Annotated in this window: 1 rRNA gene; it reads right to left on the bottom strand. The window is 49.3% G+C overall.

From position 1 onward, the window contains the following. A 23S ribosomal RNA gene (locus QM928_RS10015) occupies nt 1–523 on the bottom strand; the annotation flags it as partial.

Consider the following 523-nt stretch of genomic DNA (forward strand, 5'->3'; position numbering starts at 1 on the left):
TTTCAGGTTCTATTTCACTCCCCTCCCGGGGTGCTTTTCACCTTTCCCTCACGGTACTGGTTCACTATCGGTCACTAGGGAGTATTTAGGGTTGGGAGATGGTCCTCCCAGATTCCGACGGGATTTCGCGTGTCCCGCCGTACTCAGGATACTGCTAGGTACAAAGACTATTTTAAATACGAGGCTATTACTCTCTTTGGCTGATCTTCCCAAATCATTCTTCTATAATCTTTGAGTCCACATTGCAGTCCTACAACCCCGAAGAGTAAACTCTTCGGTTTGCCCTCCTGCCGTTTCGCTCGCCGCTACTAAGGCAATCGCTTTTGCTTTCTCTTCCTGCAGCTACTTAGATGTTTCAGTTCACTGCGTCTTCCTCCTCACATCCTTAACAGATGCGGGTAACAGGTAGTACCTGTTGGGTTCCCCCATTCGGAAATCCCTGGATCATCGCTTACTTACAGCTACCCAAGGCATATCGTCGTTTGTCACGTCCTTCTTCGGCTCCTAGTGCCAAGGCATCCAC

It is taken from the genome of Streptococcus infantis (assembly GCF_047460405.1).
Taxonomy (GTDB): domain Bacteria; phylum Bacillota; class Bacilli; order Lactobacillales; family Streptococcaceae; genus Streptococcus; species Streptococcus infantis_Q.